This window comes from Sphingopyxis sp. BSN-002, from assembly GCF_022024275.1.
Classification (GTDB): Bacteria; Pseudomonadota; Alphaproteobacteria; order Sphingomonadales; family Sphingomonadaceae; genus Sphingopyxis.
Genome location: NZ_CP091804.1, coordinates 2,682,909 through 2,705,657, shown reverse-complemented (window position 1 = coordinate 2,705,657; position 22,749 = coordinate 2,682,909). Strand labels below are relative to the sequence as shown.

The window sequence follows — 22,749 nt, the reverse complement described above, 5'->3', positions numbered from 1 at the left end:
GATCATGGCGACCGACGGTGTCGGCACGCTCGAACAGGCGCTCGCCAACGGGCGCGGCCTGCTGGCGCACGACCCGCGCGGCGCGCTCGAACAGGCGCATGCGATCCTGACGGTCGATGGTCGCAACTATGATGCGCTGCGCCTGCGTGCCGCCGCGCTGCGCCGCCTCGGCGACAGCGACGGCGCCGAGCGTACCGAACGCCACGCGCTCGAGAATTTCGGCCAGAGCCGCACGCTCGGTGCCGCGGCGGCGGCGCTGGCGCGCGGTGACCTCCGCGCGGCGGAGCATATGCTGCGCCCGCATCTCGCGGCGAACCCCGACGAACCGGGCGCGCTGATCATGCTGGCCGAACTCGTCAACATGCTCGGCGGCTACGCCGAGGCCGAGGCGCTGTTCCGCCGCGCGCTCGCGATCATGCCGAATTTCGCGGAGCCGCGGCTCGGCATCGCAACGGTGCTGTTCCGTCAGGGACGGCCCGACGCCTCGGTTGTCGAGCTTCAGGCCATCCTCGCAGCCGACCCCGGCCATGAGGGGGCCACGCGTCAGCTTGCCAACACGCTGGGGCACCTCGCCCGCTATGACGAGGCGCTCGCCGTGTACGAACGCTTCCTCGCCGCGGCGGAGGGCAGCGAAGCCGCGCGCGTCGGCTACGGCCATATGCTGAAGACCGTCGGACGCACTGAAGAGGCCATTGCGGCGTACCGGCATGTCCTGTCGCAGCGCCCGGAGCACGGGGAGGTCTGGTGGAGCCTTGCCAATCTGAAGACCGTGCGCTTCGATGCAGACGATATCCGACAGATGGAATCCGGGCTCGGCGCCCCAGGACAATCGCCGGGCGACCGCGCCCAGCTGCATTTCGCGCTGGGCAAGGCGCTCGAGGATGCGGGCGACCACCACGCCGCCTTCGACCATTATGCCAGCGGCAATGCCCTCGTCCGTGCCGGAATGCCCTACGACGCCGCAGCATTTGGCGACGATGTTTCCCGGACGATTGCGGCGCTGCCCGCAGGGCTGTTCACGGCACGAGGCCACGAAAGTGAGGCGCCGATCTTCATTCTCGGCATGCCGCGCGCGGGATCGACGCTGATCGAGCAGATCCTCGCGAGCCATTCACAGGTCGAGGGAACCGCCGAGCTTCCCTATATTCCGGAGATCGCGCGCGAACTGATCGTCGAGATGCGCCAGCCCTTTCCCGAATTGCTCGCAGGGCTGCCCGATGCGCGCCTGAGGGAATTGGGGCAGCGCTACCTCGACCGCGCGCGTTTCCACCGGAGTTCGGACCGCCCGCGCTTCATCGACAAGATGCCGAACAACTGGTTCGACATCGGCCTGATTCTGCTGGCTTTACCCTACGCCCGGATCATCGACGCGCGGCGGCATCCGCTCGATTGCGGCTTCTCGAACTTCAGGCAATATTTCGCGCAGGGGCAGGCCTTTTCCTACGACCTTGCCGACATGGGGAATTACTACCGCGACTATGTGCGGCTGATGGCGCATATCGACGCCATATTGCCGGGCCGCGTGCACCGCGTGATCCACGAAGAGTTGCTCGCCGATCCCGAAGGCGAGACGCGCCGCCTGCTCGCGGCGCTCGACCTGCCGTTCGAGGAAAATTGCCTGCGCTTCCACGAAAACAGCCGCGCGGTGCGGACGGCGAGTTCGGAGCAGGTGCGCCGCCCGATCAATCGCGACGGCGCCGGGCGCTGGCGCGCCTATGAGGCATGGCTCGGCCCGCTGAAGGATGCCCTGGGGCCGGCGCTCGAAAGCTATCCGGACGCACCGGAACGCTGAGCGGGGCGCCGCATCGCTGCGGCGCCCCTCCCGCAATCAATAGCGGTAATGGTCAGGCTTGAACGGGCCTTCGACCGGAACGCCGATATAGTCGGCCTGCTTCTGGCTGAGCTGGCTGAGCTTCACGCCCAGCTTTTCGAGGTGCAGCGCCGCGACCTTTTCGTCGAGGTGCTTGGGCAGGACGTAAACGTCGTTCTTGTACTGGTCGCTGCGGGTCCACAGTTCGATCTGCGCGAGCGTCTGGTTGGTGAAGCTCGCCGACATCACGAACGACGGGTGGCCGGTCGCGTTGCCGAGATTCACCAGACGGCCCTTCGACAGGATGATGATCTGCTTACCGTCGGGGAATTCGACCAGGTCGACCTGCGGCTTCACTTCGGTCCACTTGTAATTGGCGAGCGCCGCAATCTGGATCTCGCTGTCGAAGTGGCCGATGTTGCAGACGATCGCCATATTCTTCATCGCCGCCATATGCTCGGCAGTGATCACATCGGCGTTGCCGGTCGCGGTGACGAAGATGTCCGAGCGCTTCACGGCTTCGTCCATCGTCACGACCTCGAAACCTTCCATCGCCGCCTGCAGCGCGCAGATCGGGTCGATTTCGGTGACGAGGACGCGGGCACCGCCGTTGCGGAGCGACTGGGCGCTGCCCTTGCCGACGTCGCCGAAGCCGGCAACGGTCGCGACCTTGCCCGCCAGCATCACATCGGTGCCGCGGCGGATCGCGTCGACGAGCGACTCTTTACAGCCATAGAGGTTGTCGAACTTCGACTTGGTGACGCTGTCGTTGACGTTGATCGCGGGGAAGGGCAGCTCGCCCTTCTTGGCGATGTGGTACAGGCGGTGGACGCCGGTCGTCGTTTCTTCCGACACGCCCTTGATCGCCTTGACGGTCTTGGTGAGGTAGCCCGGGTTCGCCGCGACGAACGCCTTCAGCGCGCGCTGCATCTCGATCTCTTCCTCATTCTCGGGCGCCGGCATCGTCTCGCCGGCTTCGAGCTTCGCGCCCCACAGCGCGAACATGGTGGCGTCGCCGCCGTCGTCGAGGATCAGGTTGCACGTCGTGCCGTCTTCCACGCCCCAGTCGAAGATACGGCCGACATAGTCCCAGTAATCGGCAAGGCTCTCGCCCTTCACCGCGAACACGGGGACGCCCGACGCGGCGATCGCGGCGGCGGCATGGTCCTGCGTTGAGAAGATGTTGCACGTCGCCCAGCGCACTTCGGCGCCGAGCGCGGTCAGCGTCTCGATCAGCACCGCGGTCTGGATCGTCATGTGCAGCGAGCCGGTGATGCGCGCGCCCTTCAGCGGCTGCGACGCGCCGAATTCGGCGCGCAGCGCCATCAGGCCCGGCATTTCGGTTTCGGCGATGTTGATTTCCTTGCGCCCGAAATCGGCGAGGCCGATGTCGGCAATCACATAGTCACGGGTGTCGGCGGCGAGAGTGGCCACGGGGGATCTCCATATTGGCAAGTACGACCGCAGGCGAGCGGTCCCGAATTACGCGAGTAATTATGGGGCGCGCCCTAGCCGAAAGCGCGTCGGCGATCAAATATAAAGTTTTCTTTATATCTTCAGGATTGCCGAGGTGACCCGGCGCGCTTCAGGCACGACTCAACCGCCCGGAATGCGGGCCCCGCCGAAAATAAATTTTAGCGCGATTCAAATGTGACAGTCCGCCGTGCGCAACTGTGACACAGGATACCGAAAGCCAAGATCATGAAAATCCGGACTTATAATACGCCTTGGCGATTAGCCTAATTCGCCTTTGTGACATCAGTGTTACAAAGGGTCCGGAATATTGACTTTTCCCGGGGCGAGCGAGAAAATCGGCCAAAGTTTTCGGGGAGATAGATAGATGAAAAAAATTCTGCTGCCGCTCGTCGCGCTCGCTTTCGCGACCCCTGCCGCGGCGCAATCGATCGTCGTCAACGGCGCGGAAGAGACTGATTCGACGCCGCTGTCGGTCGCCTATGAGGAACTCAGCGCCGGCCGGAACGCAATGGCGGTCGACAAGCTGACGCACAGCACGCTCGACCGCGACGACCCCTCGCGCCTGATCAACCTCGGCACCGCCTATGCGCGCCTCGGCCAGACCGCCGAAGCGCAGACCGCATACAAGGCCGCGATCACCAGCGACATCCGCTACGACGTCGAACTCGCGAACGGCACCTATATGGATTCGCGCTGGGCCGCCCGCACCGCGCTCGCCAACCTCAACGCCGGCAAGCCGCTTCTCGCGCTCGCGCGCTGATGAAAATTACGCCTCACCGCCCTCGGTGGTGAGCAGGCGGGAGTCCACACCCGCTTCGGCGAACGCCGCCTGCCAGCGACTGGCGGGCGGCGTTTCGAACAATATGGCATCGCTTCCCGGCGTCACATGCCAGCCGTGGCGGACCATTTCCTCTTCGAGCTGCCCCGGCGACCAGCCAGCATAGCCCAGCGCGACGAGCCAGTGCGACGGGCCGCGGCCTTCCCCGATCGCGCGCAAGATGTCGTGCGAGCTCGACACCATCCAGCGGTCGGCGACCTGGATCGCCTCGGCGCCCGCCCAGTCGCGGCTGTGGATCACGAAGCCGCGCGTCTGCTCGACCGGGCCGCCCAGATAGACCGGTTGCTCCAGCGGCTCGTCATGCTCGATCTCGAGCTGGTCGAGCACCGCGCCGACCGTCATCCCGTCGATCGGGTCGGCGATGCCGATCCCCATCGCGCCATCCTCGTCATGGCTGACCATCGCGATCACGGCATGCTCGAAACGGGGGTCGCCGATTCCGGGCAACGCGAGCAGCAGCTGGCCGGTAAAGAAGGTCGGCGTCGTTTCCATGCCCCTGTAATGCCCCGCGCGACAAAAAGGGTCCAGCGCGTTCGGCAAATAGATCCACATGCTTGACTCGCCGCCGCCGCGCCCCAATGTCGCGCCCGAACCAATCCCCTCGAGTGAAAGGATGCCTCAATGACGATCCAGACCGGCGACAAGCTGCCCGACGCGACCTTCGTGAAGGTTACCGAAAACGGCCCCGAACAGGTCACCACCGCCGATTATTTCAAGGGCCGCAAGGTCGCGCTCTTCTCGGTCCCCGGCGCCTTCACCCCGACCTGCTCGGCCAAGCACCTCCCGGGCTTCGTCGACAAGGCCGACGAGCTGAAGGCCAAGGGCGTCGACGAGATCGTCTGTACCGCGGTCAACGACGCCTTCGTGATGGGCGCATGGGGCAAGAGCGCCAGCGCCGGCGACAGCGTCACCATGCTCGCCGACGGCAACGGCGCCTTCGCCGACGCGGTCGGCCTGACGATGGACGGCACCGCCTTCGGCATGGGCAAGCGCGGCCAGCGCTTCTCGATGATCGTCAACGACGGCGTCGTCGAACAGCTCAACGTCGAAGCCCCCGGCGAATTCAAGGTGTCGAGCGCCGACCATATGCTCGAACAGCTCTAAGGACAGGCGGGGCGGCTCCGCATCGGGCCGCCCCTCTTCCCTTTTGTCATATTTTCGTGCAACAGCGTCGCGATGACATCCAACTCATCGCAAGACACCTCCGATCCCGCAGCCCTCGTTGAAGGGATCATTACCGAGCTTCAGGACAAGTTCCGCACCTCGGTTGCCAACCTCAAATCGGCCATCGCCGCCTATGTGCACGATCGCACCCTGCCGCCGGCCGACGCCGCCGCAACGGGGCTGTTCGACTATCCGGCAATCCGCCTCGTCACCACGGGTGAGCAACGCGAGGGGCAGAAGGGCCATAACCTCGCCTTCGGCCGTTTTGAACGCGCGGGCGAGTTCGTCACCACGGTCACACGTCCCGACCTGTTCGCCGATTATCTCCGCGACCAGCTCACCTTGCTCGCACGTCACTATGACATCGAACTGTCGGTCACGCGCACCGGGCAGCAGATCCCCTTCCCTTATGTGCTCGACGCCAGCGACGGGTCGGACATGGGCGGCGTCACCCCGCTCGAACTCGCGCGCCATTTCCCGACCACCGAGCTCGCCGACATCGGCGACGAACTCGCCGACGGCCTGTTCGGGCAGGATCCCGCCGCACCGCAGGCGCTCGCCTTGTTCGACGCGCTGCGCACCGACTTCTCCCTCGCGCGCCTTCGCCACTACACCGGCACCGCGCCCGAGCATTTTCAGCGCTACATCCTCTTCACTAACTACCACCGCTATGTCGACGAATTCGTCGCATGGGCCGGCGCGCAGGTCGGTCAGGGCCGCTACACCGCGCTCGCGGGCGCTGCGGGGCTCTACGTCGACCAGCCCGGCGTCAACGCCAGCGCGCTCGTCGCCGACAGCGCCTGGCGGCGGCACCAGATGCCCGCCTATCACCTGATCGCCCCTGACGGCGGCGGCATCACCCTCGTCAACATCGGCGTCGGTCCCTCGAACGCGAAGACGATCTGCGACCATCTCGCGGTGCTGCGTCCCGAGGCATGGCTGATGATCGGCCATTGCGGCGGCCTTCGCCCCAGCCAGCGCATCGGCGACTATGTCCTCGCCCACGCTTACCTCCGCGACGATCATATCCTCGACGCGGTGCTGCCGGTCGAAATCCCGATCCCGCCGATCGCCGAAGTGCAGGTCGCGCTCGCGAGCGCCGCCGAAGCGGTGTCGGGCGCCACCGGCGCCGACCTCAAGAAGCGCATGCGCACCGGCACCGTTGTCACCACCGACGACCGCAACTGGGAGCTGCGCTACACCGATAGTGCGCTGCGCTTCTCGCAATCGCGCGCGATCGGCATCGACATGGAAAGCGCGACGATCGCCGCGCAAGGCTACCGCTTCCGCGTCCCCTACGGCACCCTGCTCTGCGTCAGCGACAAGCCGCTCCACGGCGAACTGAAGCTGCCCGGACAGGCAAACCGCTTCTACGAGGAAGCGATCGCAGCGCATCTCCAGATCGGCATCCGCGCGTGCGAGACGATGCGCGACGAGGGCGCCAAGCTCCACAGCCGCAAGCTCCGCGCGTTCAACGAACCGCCGTTCAGATGAACGGCGGGGGCAACGAGCCGCCGTTCCGTTGACGGATCGGGACTTCGCCCACGCGCCATTCCCACACCCGTTCACCCTGAGCTTGTCGAAGGGCCGTTCTTCCCTTTAACGTCGGAAGAAAGGACAGCCTTTCGACAAGCTCAAGGCGAACGGGAGAAGGAAAGCGAATGGCCAACTCGGATCGACCCCCAACCCTCTCCCGCTCCATCGCCGGCCGTGTCGCGATCGTCACCGGCGCGGCGAGCGGCATGGGCCGTGCAACCGCGTTGCTGCTCGCGAGCGAAGGCGCGAAGGTCGCGGTCACCGACCTCGATCTTGCCGCCTGCGAAGCCGTCGCCGCCGAGGCCGGCCCGAATGCCAAAGCCTTCGCGCTCGATGTCGCCGACGGCGAGGCGATCAAGGCCATAGTCGCAGCCATCGCCGATCATTTCGGCGGCATCGACATCCTCATCAACAACGCCGGCGTTTCGAGCTTCGCCCCGCTCGACGCGGAGGATGAATATGAGGCGATCTGGCACCGCGCGCTCGCGGTGATGCTGACCGCGCACCAGCGCATGGTCCGCTCCGCGCTTCCGTGGCTCCGCCAAAGCGACGCCGCACGCATCGTCAACATCGCCTCGACCGAAGGTCTCGGCGCAACGCCCGGCGATACGCCCTATGTCGCCGCCAAGACCGGCGTCACCGGCCTGACCCGCGGCCTCGCGGTCGACCTCGGCAAGGACGGCATCACGGTCAACTGCATCTGCCCCGGCCCGATCCGCACTGGCATGACCGACAAGGTGCCCGAAGAGGACAAGGCGCTCTTCGCGAAGCGCCGCACCGCGCTCCGCCGCTATGGCGAACCCGAGGAAGTCGCGCACGTGACGCTCAGCCTCGTCCTGCCCGCGGCGAGCTATATCACCGGGGCAGTGATCCCCGTCGATGGCGGACTGATGGCGCGGAATGCCTAGCACGCTTCTGACGGTTCGACAGCTACCGGATGCCCCGTCCGGCTGGTTCAAGCATCGTCACGCCGTCATGGATGACGGCCGTCTGGGAATACTGCGTATTGATCGGGACTTTTCCGACCAGCTGCCTTGGGACCAGAAATGGACGGGCGAGATACGCGCGCTGTTCACCCTGTTTGACGGCGAAGCCGAGGAGTTCGTTTGCGAATTGCCTGCATTTCGCTGGCCCTGTTTCGACCGCCTGTCGAACGGCGACATTGTCGTCGTTGAATCACGGGGGAGAGATAATGCACATATCTTTGATCCGGGTGGCCGACGAAAAGCACAGTTCGATGTTGGTGACGGCGTTGAACATATAATCGTAACGCCGGATGACCGGATATGGGTGGGCTACTTCGATGAGGGCATCTTCGGAACAGAGCAACTACCCGACGGCAACTGGCCACCCCCCAGCTCTGGGCTTGCCAGTTTCGACCCGTCGGGCGAATGCGTTTGGCAAGCGCAGACGAAAGATATCCGGATCGACGATTGCTATGCGCTTGGCGCCAATGGCGAACAGATATGGCTCTGCCCCTACAGCGACTTCCGGATCGCCTCGATAAAAAGTGAGCGTGTCCAGAGCTGGACGAACGGCATATCCGGCGCACGCGCCATCGCCGCTGCGGGACATCATGCCATTCTCGCGGGCGGATATTCTCCAAAGCAGAATAGGCTGGCCCTTCTCACATTGGAGAACGGAAATGCGAAGCAGCTTCGGGAAACCGATCTCGCTCTATGTCAGGACGCGCAGATGATTGGGCGCAATGGCGTGCTCCACGTTATCGACGATACGCGCTGGGTACAGCTGTCGGTCGATCACTGGGTAAACTCGCTAACGCCCTGAGCGCCGACTGCTCTGCGCGCCTACACCTCCAACCCCATCAACCCCGCACAATCATCCCACAGCTTCGCGCATGCCGCATCGTCGCGCGCCAGCGCCGACTGCTCGATCCGCACCAGCGCCGGATTGCGCACCGACCAGTAATCGCCCTGCGCCCCGGCATAGGCCGGCTCCGCCGCCAGCGCCGCGAGATATTCACCCGACAGCGCGATCGTGCTCTTGCGGTCGCGCTTCATCGTGAGCGGCAGGATCAGGCTGACCAGTGACGATATAATCTTCCCGCTCGACCGCGCCAGCCCGGTCCACGGCACATAGCCGGGGTCGAAGCTCATCGCGGCGAGGTCGGGACGCCGGCGCGCCAGTTCGCGCGCGGTCATGATATTGGCGAGCTTCGACGAACTATAGGCGCGAAATGCCTGCGCCTGATCCTTCTTCGGCAGCGTCGGGTCGCGATCGGGGTACGCCAGCCATTCGGCATTGGCGTGCGCGGGGGGCGTCACCAGCGTCTTTTCCTCGGGATCGTGCGTCCCGCTCCCCGTGAGGATCACCCGCGCGCCCGGCGCGAGATGCGGCAGCAGGCGAAGGAGCAGCCGGAAATGCGCAAGCTGGTTGACGGCAAAGGTCCGCTCGAAACCGTCCGCGCCCGTCTCCAGCTTCGACGTCTGCAGCCCCGCATTGAGCACCAGCGCATCGACCGGCTGCCCATTCGTCACCGCCTCGGCAAAGCGGTCGACCGATGCGAAATCGTCGAGATCGAGCGGCAGCGCCGCGGCGCGCCACGCCGCATCGACCGCCTCGGGGCGCCGCGCCCCGATGGTCAGCCTGTGCCCGGCGGCCGCGAGCCGCCCCGCCGCATTGGCTCCGAAACCCGATGTCGCGCCCGTCATCACTATGTGCATGATCGCGTGTCCCTATATTGGTTGGTCGACCAACCAAATAGCTATCGGCGCGATGCGTTGCAAGGGCTCACATCGTCAAAGCAGGATTATTCGCCTTAGCGCAGCCCCGCGCGCATACCCGCCGCCCATTCGCCCAGCGCCTCGCGCATCGGGAAATCGGGCTGCGTCAGCCATGACAGCATCATGCCCTCGAACGCCGCCTTGGTCATGCGCGCGCGCAGCCGATCGCCGTCGTCGGGCGCGTCGCGCCCCGCCCCTGCGGCAAAGATCGTCGCCAACCGGCCGCGCACGGCCGCATTGCCCGTCTCCAGCCATTCGGCCAGCCGCGTATCGTTCATCGCGCGCGCGCCGAGCGCCAGCCGGACGCGGAACAGGTCGCGATTGGCGTCGAGCGTCGCCGCGGCGAAGGTAACATAAGCATCGAACAGTTCGGCCCTGGGGGTCGCCTCGACCAGCGCATCGATCTCTGCCAGATAATGCGCGGTCGCGCTTTCGACCGCGGCCTCGATCAGCGCATCCTTGCTCGCGAAATGATAGTGGAGCAGCCCCGGATTGACCCCCGCCTCGGCGGCGATCGACTTGACGTTGGTGTCGGCGAGCCCGTCGCGCGCGACCGCGCGGAATGCCGCGTCGATCAGCTTGTCGCGCGTGCTTTGTCCGGGGGTGGTCTTCGTCGCCATGCTCGCGCGATAGGGCATGGCGGCGGGTTTGGGCAAGGTGGGGCGGTAATCACCCCGTTCGTCATCCCGGGCTTGACCCGGGATCCGCCTTTTCCTTCAAGAGAAGGCAGGCCCCGGATCGAGTCCGGGGTGACGAGGAATGAGTGGGCGGCCTGAGAAAATGCCGCCCCTTCAAGTTCAAACCGCCTCGCTCACCGGTAACGCGGCGCCGCGTCGCGCTTCGACAGGTTCGGCCCCATCGCGAGCCGCGCGGCATAATAGGTCTTCCACTGGTCTTCGTCGGCGAGCGGCGGGATCGTCACTTCCTCGCCGCGATCGAGCCCGGTCAGCGCCGCGTCGACCAGATCGCCCGCACCCATCACCATCTCGGCGGGGAACGCATCGACATCCTTGCCCGACCGCTCCCAGATTTCGGTGCGCGTCGCGCCGGGGAGCACCGCCTGGACATGGAAGCCCTTTTCGCGGCCGGTCGTCGCGAGCGCATGGCTGAGGTTGAGCAGGAACGCCTTCGATCCGCTGTACACGCCTTCGAACGTCTCGGGCGCGAGCGCGAGGACCGAAGCGATGTTGACGATCGCGCCCTTGCCACGCGCGCTGAACGCCTTGCCCGCCGCGATCGCGAGCCGCGCCGCGGCGGTGATGTTGAGCGCGATGATCGTCTCGATCTCGGCCGCGCTATTCTCAAGCGTCCCGCCGTTCAGCGACATGCCGGCGTTGTTCACGAACAATGTGATCGCGGCATCGTCGATCAGGCGCTGTTCGATGCGCGTCACATCGTCGCTCTTGGTCAGGTCGGCGGCGATCACATCGACCGCCACGCCGGTTTCGGCGCGCAGCTTCGCTGCGAGGTCTTCCATCTGCGCGCCATTGCGCGCGACGAGGATCAGGTCGTGCCCGCGCTTGGCGAGGCGGTCGGCATAAACGGCGCCAAGGCCGGTCGAGGCACCCGTGATCAGGGCCGTTCCAGTGGGAATCGTCATTGTCATTCTCCTTTGCAGGCGGCCCTCTATCGGGTCACTTGCAAAATGATAGTGACTGCCCCATATGACTTCAATGACCGACGACGAAAATAATTTGGGGACCTGCCCCGTCGACCGCGGGCTGATGCGCGTCGGCGACCGCTGGAGCATCCTGATCCTCCGCGACATCGAACGCGGGCTCACCCGCTATGACCAGATGCGGACCAGCCTCGGCATCGCGCCGAACATATTGGCGCGGCGGCTGTCGGCGCTCGCCGAAGCGGGGCTGATCGAAAAGCGGCGTTACAGCAGCCGCCCGCCGCGCGACGAATATCTGCTCACCGAAGCCGGGCGTGATTTCTTGCCGATCCTCGCCGCGATCGGCGCGTGGGGAGCAAAGTACAACGGCACGGGCGCACTCACGCGCCAGATCGACGTCGAGACCGGCAAGGCGATCCGGCCGGTCGTCGTCGACGCCAACACCGGCGCGCCGATCGGCTCGCGCCCGCTCGAGTTCGAATATCCAGGCTAACTACTTGTACATGCCCTCGCGCAAATTGATCCCGTGCTCGATCCACACCTTGAGCGCGCACAGCATCTGCGACCAGCCCTGACAATTGCCGTAGGAGGCGCCGAGCGCGCCCTGATTCTCGCGCCAGCCTTCCTCGGCGATCTCGACGAGCGTGCGGCCATCGTCGAGCCCCTTGAAGCTCATCGTCACGCGCGTGCGGTAATCGGCGTCCTTCAGATCGCCGCCCTCGACATTCGGCGCCTCGCCCTCATTCGCCTGCCATTCGAGGACGATCTTCTCGTCTTCGACGACCTCGATCACATACACCGGAAACGCACCCGGAAAGTCGTGGAAGTCCCACTCCACCGTCGCGCCGGTCTCCAGCCGCCCCTTCGCGCCGCCCGTCGTGAAATAGTGCGACAGCTTCGCGGGGTCGGCGACCGCCTCGAACACCTCGTGCACCGGCTTCGCAATCCGCGCCGCAACCCGAAATTTCAGTTCCATCGACACTCTCCGCTTGATTCTTCGCCATTATGTTATATATTTATAACATGTCAATCCACGAAGAATATGATCGTGTTTTCAAAGCCCTGTCATCGCACGTCCGCCGCCAGATGCTCGATACGCTGAGGGACCAGCCGCTGACAACCGGCACGCTGTGCGGCAACTTCGCCAACATCGACCGCTGCACGGTGATGCAACATCTGAAGGTGCTGGAAGACGCCGGCCTCGTGATCGCCGAGCGCCGCGGCCGCGAACGATGGAACCATCTCAACGCGATGCCGATCCAGGACATCCACGACCGCTGGATCGGCCCGCACGCCGCCGCCGCAACCGCGCGGCTCGCACGGTTCAAACAGTCGGTCGAGGCGCAATGAAAAAGGCCGGGGCGTCGCCACCCCAGCCTTTTCGTCTCGATCCGAACCTGGCTTACCAGCCTTGCGGCTTGCCCTTGTTCTGTTCGTCGAGCCATTTCTTCAGCGGCGCGAAATAGTCGGCCATTGCCTTGCCCGACATCTCGCGGCTGCCGGTGAAGGCCTGCAGCGCGTCGGGCCAGGGCTTCGACGCGCCCATTTCGAGCATCGCGTTCAGCTTCGCGCCGACCTCCTTGTTGCCATAGAAGGAGCAACGGTGGAGCGGGCCCTTCCAGCCCGCCTGCTTGCATGCCGCCTGGTAGAATTGGAACTGCAGCACCCGGGCGAGGAAGTAGCGCGTGTACGGCGTGTTACCCGGTATATGGAACTTCGCGCCCGCGTCGAACGCGTTCGCCGGCCGCTCGCCCGGCGGCACGATGCCCTGGTACTGCTTGCGCAGGTCGGTCCACGCCTTGTTGTAGTCGGCGGGCTTGATCGAACCGTCGAAGACGCCCCAGCGCCAGCGATCGACGAGCAGACCGAAAGGCAAGAACGCAACCTTGTCCATCGCCTGCCGCAGCAGCAGCCCGATGTCCTTGTCGGCGCTCGGCACCTTCGATTTGTCGAGCAGGCCGATGTCGACCAGATACTGCGGCGTGATCGACAGCGCGACGAAATCGCCGATCGCTTCATGGAAGCCGTCGTTGGCGCCATTGAGATACAGGAACGGCTGCTTGTTATAGGCACGCTGGTAATAATTGTGGCCAAGCTCGTGGTGGATCGTCGTGAAGTCGTCGGCGTTCACCTTGATGCACATCTTGATCCGGATATCGTCCTTGTTGTCGACGTCCCATGCCGAGGCGTGGCAGATGACCTCACGGTCGGCGGGCTTCAGGAACTGGCTGCGCTTCCAGAAGGTTTCCGGAAGCGGCGCGAAGCCGAGCGACGAATAGAAATTCTCGCCCGCCTTGACCATGTCGAGCGGACCCTTGCCCTTTTCCTTGAGCAGATCGCCGACGTCATAGCCCAGGTCCCCCGCGCCCTGCGGTTTCACGAGGTCGTAGATATTGCCCCATTCCTGCGCCCACATATTGCCAAGCAGATCGGCGCGGATCGGGCCGGTCTTGGGCTGCACGGCGTCGCCATATTTCTCGTTCAGTTTCCAGCGGACATAGGTGTGAAGCGCCACATAAAGCGGCTTCATGTCCTGCCAGATCTTCTCGGTGGTCTTGGCGAACTCCTCCGGCGGCATGTCGTAGCCCGAGCGCCACATCGCGCCGGTGTCGGCGAAACCCAGTTCCTTCGCCCCCGCGTTCGCGATGCCGACCATCTTGACGTAATCGTCCTTCATCGGCGCGCCGACATTGTTGTGCCAGCTCGTCCACATCTCGGCGAACTCGGCAGGCGTGCGGTTGAGATTGCCCATCTCGGCCTCGATATCCGAGCCGGAGATTTCCTTGCCGTCCAGCGTGCCGCGGCCCTTGCCGTACTGTGACTGCAGGTCGGTCGCGATATTGTTGAGCTCGGTCGCGGCGCCGGGCGTCGTCGGCGCCGGCAGCACGATGCCGGTGCGCAGAATATCGAGCTTGCGCTTCGTATCGGCGCTCAGCCCTGCGACATTCATATATTTCGCGGCTTCGAGCGCATATTTGACCGACTTTTCGGTGCCGACCGCGTTGATCCGCGCCGCCATCGCATCGGTATCCTCGGTGATGTAGGTCGCGTTGACCCAGTTCACCTGGCTTGCTTCGACGGTATAGTCGAACAGATCCTTTTCGACCGAAGCGATAAACGCGTCGGCGTCCGCAGCGGTGGGGGCGGACTGGGCGAAAACGGGGGTCGCCACCGCAAGCGACAGGGCAAGCGACAGCGTCGAGATCATGGCTTTCATGGGGGTGCGTCCTCTGGATATTTTCCCGCGCTCTGGGGCGCGATGCCGCGCAATCTGGACCGCCCCCGCGGCCCGGTCAAGCGGTGAGGAACGCCGCCATCGCCTCGCCCATCCCGGGCTGCGTCACGCTGGACATGTGCGTGCCGGGAATCGTCGCAAGTCGCGCATCGGGCAGCACCGCAGCCAGCTCTTCGGCCGAGCCGTTGTCCTGATCCTGCTCGCCGCAGACGAGCAACGTCGGCATCGTCAGCGCCGCCAGCATATCGGGCGTCGTGTCGGTGAAACTGTCGAGCAGCAGGCTGGCCGCGACGCGGTCGACCTTCATCGTCTTCATGAACTGGATCGACATCCAGGTGTCGTCGCCACGCTTCGCCGTTTCATATTCGGCGATGACGCGCTGGAAGAACCGTCCGCGCCTCGCCCAGCCGGCAAGTCCGGCAAGCCCCATCCCGCCGAGGATCAGCTTGCGTGGTTTCATCCCGGCAACGACGGCGCGCGTGCTGGTCCGTGCGCCCAGCGAAAAACCGCCAAGATCGAAATCGGCAAGGCCCAGATGCGCGATCAGGTCTTCCAGATCGTGCACCAGCACATCGGGCGGGTAGTTTTCGGGCTCGTGCGGCGCATCGCTCGATCCATGGACGCGAAGATCGGGCATGATCATGCGAAAACCCGCGTCGGCAATGCGTGCGGCGGTACCGAACCTGATCCAGTTGACTTCGGCATTCGAGAACAGGCCGTGGAGCAGCACGACAGGCCGCCCCTCGCCCGTTTCGCGCCAAGCCAGCCGCACGCCGTCGCGTGCCTCGAAAAAGTCCGGTTCGATTGTCATGCGCGCCGCTATGCGCCGTCAGCGGCCGGTCGCGCAAGCGCCGATCAGCGCGGCTGGAGACCCTTTTGGTCCATCCGCCATTTCGCCATTTCGATGCGATCCTGACCGAAGAAGGGCTCGCCGTCGAAAACGAGCGTCGGCACGCCCCAATGGCCTGCGATCTCAAGCGCGACCTGGTTCGCCGCAATCTCGTTATCCAGCGCCTCGGCATCGGCCTCCGCCTCGGCATCGAGTTCTGCGAGACTGAGCCCCGCGCGCCGCGCGGCGCCCGCCAGATGGTCGCCGAGATGCCAATCCTGCGCCCCGCCCCAGATGAGCTGCGCGACCTCGTGACAGAAGGCCAGGCTCATGCCCCGCCGCGAGGCCGCCTGTCCCATCCGGGTCAGGCGATAGATATAGGGCTGCTCGGCCGCAATCTCGCGCGTCATGATGTTCTGGACGATCGGGTCCGGGCGCGGCGGGCCGAAAGGTATCCCGTGAAACTGCGCGACGCGGATCATGTCGCGCATCGTATAGCTCAGCCAGTTGGGGTGATTGCGCTCGAAGAAATCGGGCTGACGGATCGCCAGCGGGTAAACCGGCCGCAGATTGATCGAAAGATCGTGGCTCGCCGCGAGCGCGCGATAGCGCCCGATGCAAAGATAGGAATAGGGCGAGCGAAAGGACCAGAAGAGGTCGGCGGTCAAAGTCATGGGCATATCCTGCCGAAAAAGTCCGGGAGCGCAAGCACCTGTAAAAAAATTTTACACCAAATCAGATATTTCGCATCTGCAGCAAAGCTGCATTGAATATAGTAGCAATTGCTATTATATCCTCTGCCATGAGCGAGACGATTGGCTATCTGCTGAACGATAGTGCACGGCTTTTCCGGCGTGCTTTCAATGCGCGTACCCGCGATACGGGAATTACCGCGCTGCAATGGCGGTTGATCACCTATCTGAAACGGCACGAAGGAATCCGGCAAGGTCCGCTCGCGGATTTGCTCGAGGTCGAGCCGATCACCCTGTCGCGGATGGTTGACCGGCTCGCCGAGGCCGGGCTGGTCGAGCGGCGCGCCGATCCCACCGATCGTCGCGCGTGGCGGCTTTACCTGACCGATCGCGCCGGCGAGATGCTTGGCGAGATGCGCCCGATCGCCGAAAAGCTCACCGAAGAAGCCACCGAAGGGTTGAGCGAGGCCGAGCGCGAACAGCTCGTCGCGCTCGTCGAAAAGGTGCGCGCCAACCTCTCCCGCCGCGAATGCCAAAAAGAGACCGCATAATGGACCAGCTCTCCCCCTCCCGCCCGAAAGCCGAAGACGCCGCACCGGCGCGTGCGCCCAAGGCCGATCCCCTTCCGCCGCCGGCGCAGCCGGTCGTCGGGGCCGAAGAGGCGCCCCGGACGAGCTGGCGTACGCGCTTGCTGATGTTCGGCCTTCCCGCCGTGCTGCTTGCCGCGGGTGGCTGGTACTGGCTGACGAGCGGCGGGTCCGTGTCGACCGACAATGCCTATGTCCAGATGGACAAGGTCTCGATCGCCGCCGAAGTCGGCGGTCGGATCACCGAGGTCGCGGTCAAGGACGGCCAGATGGTGCAGCGCGGCCAATTGCTCTTCCGTATCGACGGCGAACCCTACGCGCTGACAGTCGCGCAGGCGAATGCCGCGATCGACTCCGCCAATGTCGACGTCGGCAATCTGTCGGCGAGCTACGCGGCAACGGGCGTCGACATCAAATCGGCCGAAGAGAGCCTCGCTTTCGCACAGTCCAATTTCGCACGGCAGGCGGCGCTGATGGACAAGAGCTTCACGACCAAGGCCGCCTATGACGCCTCGAAACATTCGGTCGAACTTGCGCGCGCGCAGCTGGCAGCGGCGAAGGCCGACGCCGCCGAGGCCCGCGCCAAGCTTGCGACCGGCGGCAGCGGGGTCAATCCGCAGGTCGAGGCCGCGAAGGTCCAGCGCGCGCAGGCCGAGGTCAATCTCGGCCGTACCGAGGTGCGCGCACCGAGCGCCGGCCGCATCGCGCAATCGGACCGCCTGCTGATCGGCCAGATGATGGTCGCGGGACTGCCCGCGGTGACGATCGTCGATACCGGCCATCCTTGGGTCGAGGCCAATTTCAAGGAAACGGATCTCGCCAACATGCGCGTCGGCCAGCGCGCCGAAATCAGCTTCGACGCTTATCCGGGGTTGAAGGTGCGCGGCCATGTGCTGACGATCGGCGCGGGTACGGGCAGCGAATTTTCGGTGCTGCCGGCGCAGAATGCGACGGGCAACTGGGTGAAGGTCACGCAGCGCGTTCCGGTGCGGATCGCCTTCGACGAGAAGCCGTCGCGCGACATGATCGCCGGCCTGTCGGCCGACGTCCGGGTCTTCACCAGGTAGGGCAGAACCGATGGCAAGCCGCGCCCTGCCCCGCCGACCCGCCGGCCCGGCGGCGATCGACGACGCGATTCCGCTGTATGAGCAGGTCCGGTACCGCGGGCTGCTGACGGTCGCGGTGATGGGCGCGTCGGTCATCCAGATCCTCGACACGACGATCGCCAACGTCGCGATCCCGCACATGCGCGCCGCGCTCGGCGCGACCAGCGAGACGGTGAACTGGGTCCTGACCAGCTATATCATCGCCGCCGCCGTCGCGATGCCGATCACCGGATGGCTCGCCGATCGCATCGGCCGCCGCCGCCTGTTTCTGGGCGCGGTCACCGGCTTTATCCTTGCCTCGATGGCGTGCGGCGCCGCCCAGAATCTTGAGGAAATGGTGATCTTCCGCTTTCTGCAGGGGATCAGCGGCGCGTTCATCGGGCCATTGAGCCAGTCGGTGATGCTCGACATAAACCCGCCCGAACGACACGCCCGCGCGATGTCGATCTGGGGCATGGGGGTCATGGTCGGGCCGATCATGGGTCCTATCCTCGGCGGCTGGCTGACCGAGTCGGTCAACTGGCGCTGGGTGTTCTACGTCAACCTGCCCGTCGGGCTGGTGACGCTCGCGCTGATGTGGGCGCTGCTTCCGGCGACGAAGACCAGGACGCGCAGGTTCGACCTGTTCGGATTCTCGATGCTCGGGCTCGGGCTGGCATCCTTGCAACTGATGCTCGACCGCGGCGCACAGCAGGACTGGTTCAACAGCGCCGAGATCTGGATCGAGGCCGGGGTATCGGTGGCGTGCCTGTGGATGTTCGTCGTCCACCTTTTCACGAGCCGCGAGACGCTGTTCAATCGCCAGCTGTTCCAGGATCGCAATCTCGTCACGGCGATGGGCTTCATGGTCGTGATCGGGATCGTGATGTTCGCATCGATGGCGCTGCTGCCGCCCATGCTGCAGAATCTGTTCGGCTGGCCGGTGATCGACACCGGGTGGGTGCTCGCGGTGCGCGGGATCGGCATTCTGATGAGCATGTGGGTTGCCGGGCAGTTGCTCGGCAAGGTTGATGCCCGCTGGATGGTCGGGACGGGGCTCGCCGTCGCAGCGCTCTCGCTCTGGCAGATGAGCCACTGGTCGCTCGAAATGGGGATGCAGCCCGTGATCGTCAGCGGCCTCGTGCAGGGCGTCGGCATGGGGCTCGTCTTCATCCCGCTCAACACCATGGCCTTCGCTACGATCCCGCCGCAGTTCCGCACCGACGGATCGAGCCTGATGAACCTGCTGCGCAGCATCGGCGGCTCGGTCGGCATCTCGATCGTCACCACTCTGCTCGGCGCCAATATCCAGACGAGCCACGAGGATCAGGTCGCGCATATCACCAACAGCTCGACCAGCCTCCTCGATCCATCGACCGCCGACCGCTTCGGAATCCTCGGCGACACCGCGATGGCGATGGTCAATGCCGAGATCAACCGGCAGGCCTCGATGGTCGCCTATATCGACGATTTCTGGATGATGATGTGGGTTACGCTCGCCGCGCTGCCGCTCGTCCTTCTGCTGCGTCCGCCAAAAGCCGGGGCGGCGAAGGCGTCGGCCGCCGACATGGGGCACTGAGCCTCAGGTCGAACCGCGCGCCATTGCCAGCGCCATGAACGCGGCCGGATCGGGATTCTCCTCGAACGTCGCGATCCCCTCCGGAATCGCGATCCACGCCCTTTTCCGCTTCGTCCACAAATGCGCGAAGGGCACAAGCGCGGACGGATCGTCCAGCGTCCCGGCGCGCACGATCGCCATCCCCGGCCGCTGGCTGTTCAGGTTATAGACCCGGCTCAGGCAGTCGGGGCAGTGATGGTGCGTGCTGACCCCGCCCGTCGGACGCGGAAACTCCACCGTCGTGCTGCGCCCCTCGATCGCCAGCGAATCGGTCATGACGATCAACTGGTCGGCAAAGGCGCTCGCGGTCGACTTCTGGCAGTCGAGGCAATGGCAGACATAGTTGAGCAGCGGCCCGTCCTGCGCGATCCGGTACCGCAATTGCCCGCAGCGGCAGCCGCCGGTGACCTCGCCCGCCATCAGCGGAAGAAGCAGTTGGCGCCGGCGAACAGCGCGTCGATCTTCGCGGCTTCGCCGGGCTCGGCGAACATGCCGCCAACGACGGCATCGCCGCTGCCGATGCTGAACTCCTCACCCAATGTGCTGTCCTCGACATCGATGATCGACACCGATTCCTTCGCCTTCGCGCGGGTCGTACCGATGCCGATCCCGCTCATCGTCGAATATTCGGAGGCGCCATTTTCGTTGCCGAGGAACCAGCCCACGAACTTGCCGTCCTGGAAGTTGAGCGTCATCGCGTCGAAACGCGTGAATTCCATCGGCCCGGCGCCGCACTCCTCGTTGGTGCTGCGGTCGTCGGCCTTGCCGGCGACGCGCGCGAGCGCTTCCTCGGCCTGCGCGCGGGGAACCCCGAAGGCGAGCAGGCTGGTCTTGCCATTATTCTTGTCGACGAAGCGCAATCCCTCGCCGTCGAGACTGATCGCAGTGGTCGCGGCGGCCGGGCCGTCGGCCTTCGCTTCGGGCATCGGCGGCGCATCGACGGTGTCCTCGCCGGCGACGGGCTTGTCCGCGGCGGGTTTGCAGGCAGCAAGCAGGGCAAAGAGAGTGAGTATCGCAAGTTTCCGCATCGTCTATCTCCTGCCTGCGAAGGGCAGCACCAATACCGCACCCAATGTCGCCAGCGCCATATCCTTTTGGGCGTCCCAGATGTCGCCCTGCTGTCCATTATAGCGATCGGCCGTTTCTCCCGCGGCCACGATGGTCAGCAGCCATTCGAAAATCTCGTAGAGACACGAGATGGCGAGCACCCAGCCGAGGGCCGCCAGCGCGGCGCCACGCGGGCCCAGCCCGCCCCGGCGCCGGGCGATCTCGGCCACCGGAATAACCGACAGCGCCCCGAACGCGAAGTGGACCAGCCGGTCGTAATGGTTGCGCGTCCAGCCGAAGGCCTCCGACAAGGTCGATCCGGCAAGCGCCTGCGCCCAGTCGTCGTACGGGACATTGCTGTAGGCGTAGCGTCCGCCGAGCGTGTGAAGCGCAAGGAACAGGACGATGCAGGCGACCGACGCGGTCGTCAGCGGCCAGCGCCGCAGCAACCAGGGCGACGTGAGCAAAAACACGGCGGTCGGAATATGCTGGAGCAACGCGACCTCGGGATAGGGCTGGTCGACCTGTGCGAGCAGCAACAGCGCAAGCAGCAGGCCGAGCAACCAGCGCTGCGGCTTGGGGATCGAGGCGGTCACCAGCGCAGCGACATGCAGCTGAGCCCCGCATCGATCCGCGCGATCTCGTCGGTGGCCATCGGGCAGATATCCACGCCGCGCGCCGCGAGCAGATCCTGCGTCGCCCGCCAGCGCTGCCCGACCAGCACCGTATCGCGAACGCGCAGGATGTTCGCCGCGCCCTCTTCACCGGGCGGGGTCAGTACGACCTCCAGCCCGGCAAATTCCCGGCAGTCGCGCATCGCGGGGACCGCAAGGATCGTCGTCTCGTCGATCAGGCTGCAACCGGTCTTGAAATGCAGGACGCTCTTCGGCGTTTCCGCAATCTCGGCCCGATGGCCGAGGTCAGCCAGAAGTCCTGCCAGTTCCTTGGCGCCGGTGCGGTCGGTGCGGTCCGAAAGACCGATGATCACGCGATCGGCGAGGCGCAGCACGTCGCCGCCGTCGGCGTGGCCGAGACCCGTCATCGCGAGCAGCCGCGGATGGCGTTCCGCCAGCGCCTCGCGGATATGCGCCACCTCGCCCGCCCGCGTCGGCGCGCCGGGACGGAGCAGGATCGCGCCTTCGGGAAAGGTCAGTGCGACGTCTTCGGTGAACAGCGCGTCGGGGAAATCGTCGAGCGGCGGCAGCACGTCGACCGCGAGGCCAAGCGCGCGCAGCGTCCTGACATAGGCTTCATGCTCGGCGAGCAGGGTCGCGAAATCGGGGTCGGGCCCGCCGCCCGCACGAATGCCGTTGACGGCCGAGGGGGCGGGGGTGCGGCAGAGCGCGCGGGTGAAGGCGAAGGGCGAGGTCATCGCCCTTCCCTACCCGTTCGCATCCCGAAGTCGAGATGCAAACGGGAAACGGATGGGGCTCAGCCCTTCTTCAGGTGCCGGCGGCCGAGCAGTTCGGCGATCTGCACCGCGTTCAGCGCGGCGCCCTTGCGCAGATTGTCGCTGACGCACCAGAGGTTCAGCCCGTTGTCGACGGTGCTGTCGTCGCGCACGCGGCTGACGAAGGTCGCATAGTCGCCGACGCATTCGACGGGGGTAATGTAACCGCCGTCCTCGCGCTTATCGACGAGCATCACGCCCGGCGCCTCGCGCAGGAGACGCTGCGCATCTTCGGCCGACAGCTCGTTCTCCATCTCGATGTTGATCGCTTCGGAGTGGCCGACGAACACGGGAACGCGAACGCAGGTCGCGGTGACCTTGATCTTGGGATCAAGGATCTTCTTGGTCTCGACGACCATCTTCCACTCTTCCTTGGTCGATCCGTCCTCAAGGAACTTGTCGATGTGCGGAATGACGTTGAAGGCGATCTGCTTGGTGAACTTGTTGATGTCCTTCTCGTCGCCGACAAAGATCTGGCGCGTCTGGTTCCACAGCTCGTCCATGCCCGCCTTGCCCGCGCCCGACACCGACTGATAGGTCGAGACGACGACGCGCGTGATCTTCGCGGCATCGTGCAGCGGCTTCAGCGCGACGACCATCTGCGCGGTCGAGCAGTTCGGGTTCGCGATGATATTCTTCTTCGTATAGCCGTCGATCGCGTCGGGGTTCACCTCGGGCACGATCAGCGGCACGTCGGGGTCCATGCGATAGAGCGACGAATTGTCGATCACGACGCAGCCCGCCGCGGCGGCCTTGGGCGCGTGGATCGCGGTTCCGTCGCTGCCGATCGCGAAAATCGCCATGTCCCAGCCGGTCCAGTCGAAATTCTCGATATTCTGGCATTTGACGGTCTTGCCGGTATCGCCGATCTCGATCTCGTCACCCTGGCTGCGCGACGATGCGACCGCGGCCAGTTCGGCAATCGGGAATTCACGCTCGGCCAGGATGGCGAGCACTTCGCGCCCGACATTGCCCGTCGCACCGGCGACAACGATACGATAACCCATTTACTCACTCCTC

25 protein-coding genes are annotated in these 22,749 nt (G+C 65.1%); 11 read left to right on the top strand and 14 right to left on the bottom strand.

What is annotated here, in order from left to right; all coding sequences use genetic code 11:
• Positions 1–4 precede the first annotated feature (4 nt).
• Complete coding sequence (locus tag L7H23_RS13375; RefSeq protein WP_237836361.1) at positions 5–1,792, top strand: sulfotransferase; 1,788 nt, start codon at positions 5–7, stop codon at positions 1,790–1,792.
• 36 nt (positions 1,793–1,828) lie between these two features.
• Here the strand turns inward: L7H23_RS13375 and ahcY are convergent, their stop codons facing one another.
• On the bottom strand, positions 1,829–3,244 hold the full coding sequence (gene ahcY, locus L7H23_RS13370) for an adenosylhomocysteinase (RefSeq protein WP_237836360.1): 1,416 nt from the start codon (positions 3,242–3,244) through the stop codon (positions 1,829–1,831).
• A 406-nt stretch (positions 3,245–3,650) separates the two neighbouring features.
• Between ahcY and L7H23_RS13365 the strand changes: the two genes are divergently transcribed.
• Positions 3,651–4,046: a hypothetical protein gene (locus L7H23_RS13365; protein WP_237836359.1), complete on the top strand. Its 396-nt coding sequence runs from the start codon at positions 3,651–3,653 to the stop codon at positions 4,044–4,046.
• A 6-nt stretch (positions 4,047–4,052) separates the two neighbouring features.
• Here L7H23_RS13365 and L7H23_RS13360 read toward each other — a convergent pair whose 3' ends face one another.
• Positions 4,053–4,616, bottom strand: coding sequence for a YqgE/AlgH family protein (locus L7H23_RS13360; RefSeq protein ID WP_237836358.1), 564 nt, complete (start codon positions 4,614–4,616; stop codon positions 4,053–4,055).
• Between the two features lie 129 nt (positions 4,617–4,745).
• Here L7H23_RS13360 and L7H23_RS13355 point away from each other — a divergent pair, with 129 nt between their 5' ends.
• The 4 genes from L7H23_RS13355 (at position 4,746) to L7H23_RS13340 (ending at position 8,612) form a co-directional block, all read left to right on the top strand.
• Positions 4,746–5,228, top strand: a complete 483-nt coding sequence (locus tag L7H23_RS13355; RefSeq protein ID WP_237836357.1) for a peroxiredoxin — start codon at positions 4,746–4,748, stop codon at positions 5,226–5,228.
• A 72-nt stretch (positions 5,229–5,300) separates the two neighbouring features.
• The gene (locus L7H23_RS13350) at positions 5,301–6,782 is read left to right on the top strand and encodes an AMP nucleosidase (protein ID WP_237836356.1); all 1,482 of its coding nucleotides are present in this window, start codon (positions 5,301–5,303) and stop codon (positions 6,780–6,782) included.
• A 167-nt stretch (positions 6,783–6,949) separates the two neighbouring features.
• Positions 6,950–7,732 (top strand): SDR family NAD(P)-dependent oxidoreductase, encoded by a 783-nt coding sequence (locus L7H23_RS13345; protein WP_237836355.1) that lies wholly within the window; start codon positions 6,950–6,952, stop codon positions 7,730–7,732.
• Positions 7,733–7,799: 67 nt separating this feature from the next.
• A complete protein-coding gene (locus L7H23_RS13340; RefSeq protein ID WP_237836354.1) occupies positions 7,800–8,612 on the top strand; it encodes a hypothetical protein in 813 nt (270 codons plus the stop codon).
• A gap of 20 nt (positions 8,613–8,632) precedes the next feature.
• Here L7H23_RS13340 and L7H23_RS13335 read toward each other — a convergent pair whose 3' ends face one another.
• The 3 genes from L7H23_RS13335 to L7H23_RS13325 form a co-directional block, all read right to left on the bottom strand.
• Positions 8,633–9,508 (bottom strand): SDR family NAD(P)-dependent oxidoreductase, encoded by an 876-nt coding sequence (locus tag L7H23_RS13335; protein ID WP_237836353.1) that lies wholly within the window; start codon positions 9,506–9,508, stop codon positions 8,633–8,635.
• 95 nt (positions 9,509–9,603) lie between these two features.
• Complete coding sequence (locus tag L7H23_RS13330; RefSeq protein WP_237836352.1) at positions 9,604–10,188, bottom strand: TetR/AcrR family transcriptional regulator; 585 nt, start codon at positions 10,186–10,188, stop codon at positions 9,604–9,606.
• Between the two features lie 191 nt (positions 10,189–10,379).
• Positions 10,380–11,168, bottom strand: coding sequence for an SDR family oxidoreductase (locus tag L7H23_RS13325; RefSeq protein WP_237836351.1), 789 nt, complete (start codon positions 11,166–11,168; stop codon positions 10,380–10,382).
• 73 nt (positions 11,169–11,241) lie between these two features.
• On the opposite strand from L7H23_RS13325, the gene L7H23_RS13320 reads away from it, so the two are divergent.
• Complete coding sequence (locus L7H23_RS13320; RefSeq protein ID WP_237836350.1) at positions 11,242–11,679, top strand: helix-turn-helix domain-containing protein; 438 nt, start codon at positions 11,242–11,244, stop codon at positions 11,677–11,679.
• Here L7H23_RS13320 and L7H23_RS13315 read toward each other — a convergent pair whose 3' ends face one another.
• Positions 11,680–12,162, bottom strand: coding sequence for an SRPBCC family protein (locus L7H23_RS13315; RefSeq protein ID WP_237836349.1), 483 nt, complete (start codon positions 12,160–12,162; stop codon positions 11,680–11,682).
• 47 nt (positions 12,163–12,209) lie between these two features.
• Here L7H23_RS13315 and L7H23_RS13310 point away from each other — a divergent pair, with 47 nt between their 5' ends.
• Positions 12,210–12,536 (top strand): helix-turn-helix domain-containing protein, encoded by a 327-nt coding sequence (locus L7H23_RS13310; protein ID WP_237836348.1) that lies wholly within the window; start codon positions 12,210–12,212, stop codon positions 12,534–12,536.
• 52 nt (positions 12,537–12,588) lie between these two features.
• Here the strand turns inward: L7H23_RS13310 and L7H23_RS13305 are convergent, their stop codons facing one another.
• The 3 genes from L7H23_RS13305 to L7H23_RS13295 form a co-directional block, all read right to left on the bottom strand.
• Positions 12,589–14,403, bottom strand: coding sequence for a M2 family metallopeptidase (locus L7H23_RS13305; RefSeq protein WP_237836347.1), 1,815 nt, complete (start codon positions 14,401–14,403; stop codon positions 12,589–12,591).
• Positions 14,404–14,479: 76 nt separating this feature from the next.
• A complete protein-coding gene (locus L7H23_RS13300) occupies positions 14,480–15,232 on the bottom strand; it encodes an alpha/beta fold hydrolase (RefSeq protein WP_237836346.1) in 753 nt (250 codons plus the stop codon).
• 44 nt (positions 15,233–15,276) lie between these two features.
• Positions 15,277–15,924 (bottom strand): 2-hydroxychromene-2-carboxylate isomerase, encoded by a 648-nt coding sequence (locus tag L7H23_RS13295; protein WP_237836345.1) that lies wholly within the window; start codon positions 15,922–15,924, stop codon positions 15,277–15,279.
• Between the two features lie 128 nt (positions 15,925–16,052).
• Between L7H23_RS13295 and L7H23_RS13290 the strand changes: the two genes are divergently transcribed.
• Genes L7H23_RS13290 through L7H23_RS13280 form a run of 3 tightly spaced genes read left to right on the top strand, consistent with a single transcriptional unit; the run spans position 16,053 to position 19,193 of the window.
• Positions 16,053–16,493: a MarR family transcriptional regulator gene (locus L7H23_RS13290; RefSeq protein WP_237836344.1), complete on the top strand. Its 441-nt coding sequence runs from the start codon at positions 16,053–16,055 to the stop codon at positions 16,491–16,493.
• A complete protein-coding gene (locus L7H23_RS13285; protein WP_237836343.1) occupies positions 16,493–17,596 on the top strand; it encodes an HlyD family secretion protein in 1,104 nt (367 codons plus the stop codon). The genes L7H23_RS13290 and L7H23_RS13285 overlap by 1 nt, the downstream gene beginning before the upstream one ends.
• A 10-nt stretch (positions 17,597–17,606) precedes the next feature.
• Entirely contained in the window at positions 17,607–19,193 is a 1,587-nt protein-coding gene (locus L7H23_RS13280; RefSeq protein WP_237836342.1) for a DHA2 family efflux MFS transporter permease subunit, read from the top strand.
• Positions 19,194–19,196: 3 nt separating this feature from the next.
• Here the strand turns inward: L7H23_RS13280 and L7H23_RS13275 are convergent, their stop codons facing one another.
• The 5 genes from L7H23_RS13275 to L7H23_RS13255 are packed head-to-tail and all read right to left on the bottom strand — an operon-like array spanning position 19,197 to position 22,736.
• The gene (locus L7H23_RS13275; RefSeq protein WP_237836341.1) at positions 19,197–19,652 is read right to left on the bottom strand and encodes a GFA family protein; all 456 of its coding nucleotides are present in this window, start codon (positions 19,650–19,652) and stop codon (positions 19,197–19,199) included.
• On the bottom strand, positions 19,652–20,260 hold the full coding sequence (locus tag L7H23_RS13270; RefSeq protein WP_237836340.1) for a hypothetical protein: 609 nt from the start codon (positions 20,258–20,260) through the stop codon (positions 19,652–19,654). Before L7H23_RS13270 ends, L7H23_RS13275 begins: the two co-directional genes overlap by 1 nt.
• Before the next feature lie 3 nt (positions 20,261–20,263).
• A complete protein-coding gene (locus L7H23_RS13265) occupies positions 20,264–20,875 on the bottom strand; it encodes a DUF2238 domain-containing protein (protein ID WP_237836339.1) in 612 nt (203 codons plus the stop codon).
• Positions 20,872–21,651 (bottom strand): arginine deiminase family protein, encoded by a 780-nt coding sequence (locus L7H23_RS13260; protein ID WP_237836338.1) that lies wholly within the window; start codon positions 21,649–21,651, stop codon positions 20,872–20,874. Before L7H23_RS13260 ends, L7H23_RS13265 begins: the two co-directional genes overlap by 4 nt.
• A 59-nt stretch (positions 21,652–21,710) precedes the next feature.
• Entirely contained in the window at positions 21,711–22,736 is a 1,026-nt protein-coding gene (locus L7H23_RS13255; RefSeq protein WP_237836337.1) for an aspartate-semialdehyde dehydrogenase, read from the bottom strand.
• Positions 22,737–22,749 lie beyond the last annotated feature (13 nt).